This is a genomic window from Desulfoluna sp. (genome assembly GCF_030145185.1).
GTDB lineage: Bacteria > Desulfobacterota > Desulfobacteria > Desulfobacterales > Desulfolunaceae > Desulfoluna.
Window position 1 is genome coordinate 1 of sequence record NZ_JAQYWB010000122.1, and the last position, 9,157, is coordinate 9,157.

The 9,157-nt window shown below is 56.9% G+C and carries 8 protein-coding genes; 3 read left to right on the forward strand and 5 right to left on the reverse strand.

What is annotated here, in order from left to right; genetic code table 11:
- A partial coding sequence (locus Q1Q75_RS21810; protein WP_300675201.1) for a hypothetical protein occupies positions 1-1,109 on the forward strand: 1,109 nt, incomplete at its 5' end.
- A 1,063-nt stretch (positions 1,110-2,172) separates the two neighbouring features.
- The gene (locus Q1Q75_RS21815; RefSeq protein ID WP_300675203.1) at positions 2,173-2,856 is read left to right on the forward strand and encodes a hypothetical protein; all 684 of its coding nucleotides are present in this window, start codon (positions 2,173-2,175) and stop codon (positions 2,854-2,856) included.
- Positions 2,857-3,268: 412 nt separating this feature from the next.
- Here the strand turns inward: Q1Q75_RS21815 and Q1Q75_RS21820 are convergent, their stop codons facing one another.
- Complete coding sequence (locus tag Q1Q75_RS21820) at positions 3,269-4,231, reverse strand: class I SAM-dependent methyltransferase (protein WP_300675205.1); 963 nt, start codon at positions 4,229-4,231, stop codon at positions 3,269-3,271.
- Between the two features lie 125 nt (positions 4,232-4,356).
- Between Q1Q75_RS21820 and Q1Q75_RS21825 the strand changes: the two genes are divergently transcribed.
- Positions 4,357-4,482, forward strand: coding sequence for a hypothetical protein (locus Q1Q75_RS21825; protein WP_300675207.1), 126 nt, complete (start codon positions 4,357-4,359; stop codon positions 4,480-4,482).
- A gap of 136 nt (positions 4,483-4,618) precedes the next feature.
- On the opposite strand, the gene Q1Q75_RS21830 is transcribed toward Q1Q75_RS21825, so the two are convergent.
- The 4 genes from Q1Q75_RS21830 to Q1Q75_RS21845 form a co-directional block, all read right to left on the reverse strand.
- The gene (locus Q1Q75_RS21830) at positions 4,619-5,668 is read right to left on the reverse strand and encodes an oligopeptide/dipeptide ABC transporter ATP-binding protein (RefSeq protein WP_300675209.1); all 1,050 of its coding nucleotides are present in this window, start codon (positions 5,666-5,668) and stop codon (positions 4,619-4,621) included.
- Entirely contained in the window at positions 5,661-6,842 is a 1,182-nt protein-coding gene (locus Q1Q75_RS21835) for an ABC transporter ATP-binding protein (protein ID WP_300675211.1), read from the reverse strand. The genes Q1Q75_RS21830 and Q1Q75_RS21835 overlap by 8 nt, the downstream gene beginning before the upstream one ends.
- Before the next feature lie 2 nt (positions 6,843-6,844).
- Positions 6,845-7,768, reverse strand: a complete 924-nt coding sequence (locus Q1Q75_RS21840; RefSeq protein WP_300675213.1) for an ABC transporter permease — start codon at positions 7,766-7,768, stop codon at positions 6,845-6,847.
- A 576-nt stretch (positions 7,769-8,344) separates the two neighbouring features.
- Positions 8,345-9,157, reverse strand: an 813-nt coding sequence (locus Q1Q75_RS21845; protein WP_300675215.1) for an ABC transporter permease, incomplete at its 5' end; no start/stop codon positions are given.

Sequence of the window (9,157 nt, forward strand, 5' to 3'; positions counted from 1 at the left end):
ACCTGCAGAACATGGCCCAGGACATGGTCATTAACTCCTGGATGGATGCCTGCCGCGGCACCTTTTATTCCACGGACGATCATCCGCTTCTCCTGCCTCCGGGCCTGCCCCGCATTCCCCTCGATTTTTATGAGAAAACCGGAGAGACCGACCCCTCCTGGGAGCATGTTTATCGATTTTTAAAGACGGATGAACCCACTGTTTTGGGCGATTTTGCCGAAGGCCTGAAAGAGAATTTCAGATCAGGGGGGAGCCAGGAGCAAAAAGAAAAGCCTGAACCCGCTCGGACGCCGTTCCAACCAACAGACGAGGGGGCGGAGATCGAAGGCGAGATGTCCCTCACCGGCGGGGACGGGCAGCCACTCCCCACAGGTGTGCATCGCATGGAAGATGCCTCGGCCTCCGTGCGCATCCGTAAAAACGTTCGGGAGGCCCTGAAACTTTCCGGGCAAGATTTTAAAGCCCGGGATGAACGGCTCGTCCAGGAGATCAGCGCCCTGATACAGCAGGTGGCAAAGGTAGACACCGCGCCCCTGAAGCGGAAAATTCGCACCATCATTGCCCGGGGCACCCCCTCACGGGAGTGGGAGTATAGCGCCGCCCGTTTCAACCGGCGCTATTTCACCGAAGGAATTTACACCCCGGGGCGGCATTACGTGGACAAAAAGCTCCTGACCGTGGTGGTGGATCTCTCCGCTTCCATGGTGACACGCCCCGAACACATTGAAGAGGCCTTTGGGGCCGTGGAGTCCCTGCTGGACGGCTATCGGATCAATCTCCTCTGTATTGATGAAACCCTTTTTGTTCCCGAAAAACAGGGCGAACGGTTTGTCAAAGGGGGCCATGATGTCCACCTCTGCACCTACCAACGGGGGGACTGGCGGTTGATTCGATCCGGAAACAGCGGCACCACCTTTTTTTCCCCCCTTTTTAACGGGTACCTGAAAAATCATCAGGAGATGGTGGTGGTGATTACCGACGGCGAGATTTATGACATGGAACGCCTCGCACCCTACCACCGAACCCTCTGGCTTCTGCCCTCCAATGCCCAGGTATTTCATCCCCCTTTCGGCGAGGTGGTGCGACTGGAACGTGAGCGCAGCGGGTAGGGGCCAAATAAATATTAAGGACAAAAAAATGCCTCCGGCGGCAAGGTGGCGCCACCTTGAAAGCGGGTTTGCGAATGCTCTACGGCGGCTGGTGCTCCGGGTACCTCGCGTCCGCATTCGCGTGACGGCTGAGGGTTGGCAACGGCTGTCGCAAGGGCATGAGCTGCCTGTGCTTTAGTGCCAATTCACGGGCTGATATTAACCGGAATAATTCCGGTAACTTTCAAGATCTCATCACTGTTTTCGCTCTCAGGCTCTGCCTGGGAGTGTCGGGTGCAAGGCTCCGCCTTGCCGGTATGAAAAGCCGCAGCGTAGGGGTTAAATTCAGAGGCTACGGGGCTTTAAGCTTGGAGGCAGAGCCTCCGGAAAGCATTCCCAGGCGGAGCCTGGGAACGAGAGAAGGGTGGCGGAGCCACTGTAGCAAAACCACCGTTGAAAACGGTTTTATGAATGCTCTACGGATGTCGCTACTCTGGTCACCTCGCGTCCGCATTCGCGTGACGTGTGGGGACATGCTGTGTGCGTTACAAGGGCAGGCGCTTCGGGGACTCCGGTTCTAATCTTGAGGTTGATATGAAACGGGATGACTCCGGCGGGGCCTTGGTCATTGTTTGGGCCGCGACCTTTAAAAAACCGAGAAAGACGAACCGAAACGGAGCGCCGCACTCCGGTGCGGCTTTTTAGTTCGTCGTTACCCATGCCGCACCGGAGTGCGGCGCTTCAGGGGCAAGGGTGCTCAGGTGGTGATGTCGACACGCCGATGGCCGAAACGATGATCGATGCCGAAAAGCCGTAGCGCAAGGGGTGACATTCACAGGGTGCAGGGTTTCAAGGTTGGAGGCAGAGCCTCCGTGAAGCATTCCCAGGCGGAGCGTGGGAACGAGAGAACGCGAGAGCGTCATGTTTAAGACCTGTTTATCAAACTATTTAAAAGTTTGGCCCCCGGCAGGGCCGCCGGAGGCCTCTTTAACTGGGGTGCGACCCGCGGCAACGTGGGCACCCCACATCGGGGAAAACACATCGAAAACAGCAAGCAGGTTTTCGTGGATGAAGGCAGCGATTGATGAATATAACCCAGGAGACAGATCCGGGAAAAATTGTGGAAGCGGGTGTGGAAGATGACTCCTTTGATGGGGTCGAAGGACTTCGCCGCCTCGTGGTATTGGGAGACGGCACCGCCCTTTACAAGGCAGGGTTACGCTGGCCGGTGTTTGACAAGGCCGAGGGCCTTTCAGCGGTTATTGGCCTGAGGGATGCTGAGATTCTTTATCGTTGTGGCTGGATGTGGAAGGGGTTCGACTATGAGCGGGGCATGGACGCCCTGTTTTCCTGGGGGGATCCGCGTCATATCTATCTTGCCGGACTCAACTGGGCCACCTTTGATACCCGAAAAGGGCTTGAGGCCCTTGCAAAGGGCAGGGATGCGGAACAGGTCTGCTATGCCGGGTATCACTGGCGAGGTTTTGATTATGACATGGGGATGGGCATTCTTCTGGCGCTCAAGTCTTCCGAGCATCTTTACAAAGCAGGCACCCGCTGGCCGCGTTTCGATTATGCCGCGGCCTGGGAGGTGATGGAAAAACAGGTGGCGGAAGGGGCGAAGTGGCGGGAGGAGGCCTTTGAGCATTCTGTCTGGAAGCAAGCCTTGCGGTGCATATGGTGGCGGAAGCTGGATCGGGTACCTGAGATGGCGATGCCCGAGGGGGCCTTGAAAATAAAACGCCGGGGCGGCAGCTGGTCACTGTAAGGAGCGTATGCCTAAAAAGCGCCTCTGGCGGCCCTGCCGGGGGCCAAACTTTTGATCCACCTTCGCCCAAGGGCTACGGCGTGACAAGAAAGTTTGATAAACAGGTTTTTCAATAATTTGATTGCCATCCTTTCTCAGCCCCCCTCATCATCCGCATGACGACGGCCCGCAGGATGGGCAAAGCGCGAAGCGTGCCCATCTTTCATCGGGGAACCCGTAACGATGAAAATAACCAAAATATCGGAAGCCCGACATCGGCCCCCGGCGTGGGCGGTTATATCCGCGTCCGATGGGCACGTCACGCGAATGCGGACGCATTGCAGCCCGGAGTTACGACTCCCAATGCGCATTCGCAAACCCGCTTTCGAGGTGGCACACCTCGCCGCCGGAGGCCTGTTTTTTGCGCTGGCCCTTACACGATGATTTTCCAGCAGCGGTGGATGGTTTTTCGTTTGCTGATGTAGTCTTCGGGGATGGTTTTGTCGGTGATCTCCTCGAAGCTGGAGACGGGCAGGATGTCCAGTTTTGATGTGAAGTCCTGGTGGTTCGTGGAGAAGAAGATCGTGCTTTTCGGTCGCATCAGGGAGACGACATTGTTTAACAGCCAGGTGTGGTCTTTGACGATATCAAAGGATTCACCGGTGGTCACGGTCGTGGAGAAGGAGGGTGGGTCCACCACGGCGAGATCATAGGTGTGACCCTCTTTTTTTGCCTTTTGAAGAAACTCCGGGGTGTGCATTTGTTTAACGATGTGACGATCAGAGGTCAGCTCGTTGAGCTCCAGATTCTTTCGGACCCATCTAACAGCGGTCTCGGACCGGTCCACGCTGGTGGTGGACGCGGCGCCCCCTTTGGCGGCGTAGCAGGTGAAGGCCCCTGTGTAACAGTAGAGGTTCAGGAAATCTTTTCCCTGGGCCATGTCTCGCACCATGGCACGCGTGTTGCGGTGATCGGAGAAGAGGCCGGTGTCCACGTAATCAAAGGGGTTGACGTAAAATTTCAGGTCCCGTTCGCCCATGACGATTTGGGCGTCGGTGTGGTCAATACGCTCGTATCGCTTGCCATCCTGCCTGCCCGCTTTGCGTTCTTTCAGGTGCACCTTTTCCATGGGGACGTTTAAGGCTTCAGCCACGGCTTTTCCCATCATGGGGAGCCAGTCCGGGGTGGATTGAGCCCGGGTGTACTCGCCCACCACAAGATGCCCGGCATACCAGTCCACGACGGCTCGGATTTCGGGAATATCCCAGTCGTAAATCCGAAACACCTCGATTCCCTGCTGGGCAAATCGCTTTTTCAGGTGTTTGTGTGTTTTTTTTGCCTTATTGGCCAGCATCTCACCTTGACGCCGGTACTTATCCTCAAGAATCGGATCCATCTGTTGCCTCGCATATATAAACCCCATGGGGGCGCTTTGGCGTGGTTTTTGGAAGACATACCACGCGCCTGAGTGTCAGAATATCAAAAGAGCTGGTGTTATAACAGAAGGATGGGCAAGGGTCTATGTTTGGAAATGAAGATGAGTCCATCCCCATGCGCATTCGCAAACCCGTTTTCGAAGTGGTTTTTCGCTATCGTGGCTTCGCCATCCTCGCCGCCGGAGTAATTCCGGTTAATGTCAACCCATGAATTGATACGGAAGCACCTGTAACTTATGCGTTTGCGACACATGAGGCACCCCCTCACCCTTCACGCGAATGCGAACGCGGGGTGCCGCAAGTACCGATAGCCGGGGAGCATTCGCAAACCCGCTTTCAAGGTGGCGTCACCTTGCCGCCGGAGGCATCTCTTTTGTATAGCTGTGGAACAGAGATCGGGTTTCATGGCTTCGGTGGCAGGCGACCTGGTGATTCTCGCCGGTGGCGAGGAGCGGGGGCTCGGCCTCGCTGCAGAGGTCGAGGGCAAAAGGACAGCGGGTGTGGAACCGGCATCCCGCGGGCGGGTCGAGGGGGCTGGGGACGTCGCCTTCCAGGAGGATGCGCGCTTTGGGTGCGTCGATCTCGGTGCTTGGGATTCCTGACAGGAGCGCCCATGTATAGGGATGCAGGGTCTGTTCAAAGAGGGTCTCGGTATCGGCCAGCTCCACCACCTTGCCTAAGTACATCACGGCGATGCGATCGGAGATGTACTTGACCACCAGGAGGTGGTGGGTGACGAAGAGGTAGGTGAGGTTCAGTTTTTTTCTCAAGCGGTGAAGCAGGTTTAAGATCTGGGCCTGGACCGACACATCCAGGGCGCTTGTGGGTTCGTCCAGGACGAGGACTTCCGGGTGGGTGGCGATGGCTCGGGCCACGGCGATGCGTTGCCGCTGGCCCCCGGAGAATTCGTGGGGGTAGCGGAAGAGGTGGTCCCGGTTCAGGCCGACGAGGGTGAGGAGTTCGACCACGCGTGCCTCCAGCTCTTTGGGGCTGAGTTTTTCCTGCTCTTGAATGGGCTCGGCGACGATATTTTTTACGAGCATGCGCGGGTTCATGGAGGTGGTGGGGTCCTGGAAGACCATCTGAAGTTTGTGGCGAAGGTTTTTCCCCTTGAGCTGCCTCGGGGAGAGGGCGGCGATGTCCACGGGGTTCTCCTGTCCCTTCGGGTGAAAGAAAATGTGGCCGGATGAGGGGGGGTGAAGGCGGACAATCGCTTTGCCTGTGGTGGTTTTACCGCAGCCGGATTCCCCCACGAGGCCCAGGCATTCGCCCTTTTGGATGGCCAGGGAGATGCCATCCAGTGCTTTGACGGTGTTGACCTCACGTCGGAGGACGCCGCCCAGCACTGGGTAATGTTTTTTCAGGTCCACCAGCTCGAGAATGATCTCCTCAGACATCGCTTTTTCCTTGGTGTTCAAACACATCGTACAAATGGCAGGCCACCTTGTGATTTTCTCCCACGGGGATGAAGGCTGGAACCTCATCTCTGCATTTTGGCATCACGTGGGGGCATCGCGGATGAAACCGGCAGCCTGAAGGGGGATGCACAAGGTTTGGGACGGTTCCGTCAATGGTTTTCAGCTCGCCTTCCTGGTGACGCTGGGGAACGGAAGCGAGGAGGGCGATCGTGTAAGGGTGTTTCGGATCGGTAAAGAGCTCTTTGACATCGGCCTCTTCGCAAAGGGTGCCGGCGTACATGACGCCGACCCGGTCGCAGGTCTCCGCCACCACGCCCAGGTCATGGGTGATCATGAGGATGGAGGAAATTTCGGTTTTTTTCAGATCTTTTAAAAGGGTCAGGATCTGGGCCTGAACGGTGACATCCAGGTTGGAGGTGGCCTCGTCGGCAATGAGAAGGTCCGGCTTGCAGGCCAGGGCGATGGCAATAACGATGCGTTGTTTCATTCCCCCTGAGAGGTTGTGGGGGTAATTTTTTGCCACCGCGTCGGGATCTGCGATGCCGAGACGTCCGATGATTTCCGTGGCACGCCGGAAGGCCTCTTTTTTCATTCGTGTTTCCCATCGACGCAGAAGGGGAATCCGTCGGGAAAGGGTCAGGATGCGGGCCTTTGGTGTTTGGGCGGAAAGGGCATAGAGGGCCTTTTGAATCCTTCGGGTTCCCGGAAAGACAACCGTGTCCGCACGGCCCAGGTCCGTCAAGATTTTTTGGCTCATGGATTTTTTGCGGTGGAAGAGGAAGCTTTCGGCCACCTGATCGCCTACCCTCATGATGGGGTTCAGCGCAGCGTTAGGCTCCTGAAAGATCATGGAGATGCGGTTTCCCCGAAGGCCCTGCATCCAGGCCTCTGATTTTGAGAGCAGATCCACCGCCTGGACGCTCTCTCCTTTTTTGGGGGTAAAAAAGACCTTGCCCCCTTCGATTCTCCCCGGTTCCTGGATGATTCGCATCATGGACCGGACGGTCACACTTTTGCCGCAACCGGATTCCCCCACGAGGCCGAAGGTGATCCCGTGATCCACCCGGAGGCAGACCTTGTCCAGGGCTTTCACCACCCCTTCGTAAGTGTAGAAATGGGTGGTGAGGTCCACCGCTTCGATGATACGGGTCATGGTTACCGCCTCCTGAGCTTCGGGTCGAAGGCATCGCGCAGGGCATCGCCGATGAGGTTCCATGCCAGCACAAAAAGAATGATGCAGGTGCCTGGGATGACCACCGTGTACCAGAAGCGCATGGGGTCGTCCGGAGGCCCCACGATATAGTTCCGGGCTAGGGCCACCATCTGCCCCCAGTCCGCATACCCTTTGGGTGCCCCCAACCCCACAAAGCTCATGAAAGAGGCGGTGATGACCATGGATCCCATGTCCATGGAGGCCATGATCAGCACCGGGTAGATGGCATTGGGGAGGATGTGCCGGCGAATAATTTTTATATCCGACAGCCCCATCAGCCGAGCCGCCTGCACAAAATCCTGATCTCTCAGCTTCAGGACCTCCGAGCGAATCACCCGCACGTACCAGCGCCATTCCACCAGGGCCAGAGCGATCATGATGTTCTCCAGGCCCCTGCCGAACGCCACCACGATGGTCATGGCCAAGACCAAAAGTGGCACCGACCAGACAATGTCCACAAACCGCATAAGGATCTCGTCAAACCAGCCCCCGTAATATCCCGAGATGACGCCCAGAGAGACCCCGATAAACCCGGCAATTCCCACCACGAAAAGGCCGATTTTAAAGGCAGTCCGCGTGCCCCATACCACCCCGTAGTAGATATCGTACTGCCCGGAGGTGGTGCCGAAAAGGTTCTGAGCGCTGGGTGCTTTGGGCGTGGGGGAAAATCCCTGGTGAGGCATCTGGTAGGGCGCATGGGCGTACTTTGGCGGTGCAAGGTAAGGCGCCGCCAACGCCACCCCCACAAAGAAAAAAAGCAGCCCGAATCCGATGACAGCCGATGGGTTTCGGAAAATCCGATAAACCATGAACTTGAACTCACGCCACCTGGGATGTCCCGCGTTTACAATCACAGTGTTCATCATTTTATGTCTTCTATGGTTAACGTCGAGGCAAACAAAACCTGCCTTCTATGGTCAGAGCTGGGTGAATCACAGAGGACTCAGAGAAAAAGTCAAAAGCATGCCGGCGGCGAGGGGAGCCACTTCGTAACCTGCTTTCAAGGTGGCACACCTTGCCGCCGGAGGCTGCTTTTCATGCTCTGAATAGTTACGTTTTTTGTAACTATTCAGCGATCCATTTTTTTCTTTATGACCCCGGTCTGACAGCACCCTACGCTTTTCGTCTTCCCCGCGCAGGCGGGAATCCATGTATGAAAATCCGTATCTTCCTCATTTTTACAATGACGTACCGGGGGGATGCGTAGGGTGCGCCGTGCGCACCGTCAGGCGTATCGTAAACCGGAAACACCGCATTATGAAATAAGACGCGTGGTCATCGTTAACTTGCGAGGCCGATGGTCTCTCTACGGTAGAAGTTGCGGGAGCCGCACCCTACGCGGTGATGAAAAGACGTGACGTGTTGGCATTTGAATCTTTCTGTCATTTGCCTCGAACCGATCTGGCGAAGGCAAGCTGAATGGTTACCGTTTTTTTGTTTTTTTACGATAGCCGGATCCTCGGGTCGATCCAGGCGTACATGATATCGATGATGAGGTTGGAGACGACAAAGACGACGCCCATGAACATGCAGACGCTCATGAGCACGGGCATGTCGAGCTGGGTGGCGGACTCGGCCAGCCACCAGCCCATGCCCTGGCGGCTGAAGACCACCTCCACGGCGATGGAGCCCTCCATGGCCAGGGCCACGAGCTGGCCCGCCACGGTGATCACGGGGATCAGGGCGTTTCGTTTGGCGTGGACCCGGGTGACGGTTTTTTTGTCGGCTCCTTTGGCCCAGGCGGTGATGATGTAGTCGCGGCCCATCTCCTCGATCATGCCCGAGCGCATGACCCGCATGAGCAGGGCCACGATGACGATGATCTGGGTGATGACGGGCAGGACGAGGTGGGCCAGGGCGTCTAAGGTGATGCCGGGTTTTCCGTTTAAGATCCCGTCAAAGGAGTACATTCCGGTGTAGCGGATAAACTCAGGGTTGTTGGCCACCCACAGGGCGGAGTCGTTTGAGATGATGCCGGGTTGAAACAGGTCCAGGTAGCCATAAAAGATCATGAGCAGGATCAGGGCAAAGAGGAAGGTGGGCAGGGACCAGCCGATGATGGCGACGATGCGCGTGCTGTGGTCGATCCAGGTGTCTCGGTTCACCCCCGACAGGGTCCCCAGCCAGATGCCGATCATGATCACCAGCGGGGAGGCGAACAGATTCAGCTCAAGGGTGACCGCAAAATAGCCCCAGAAGGCTTGGGCCACGGGTCTTGCGGCCACCAGGGACCAGCCCAGGTTGCCGGTGGCCAC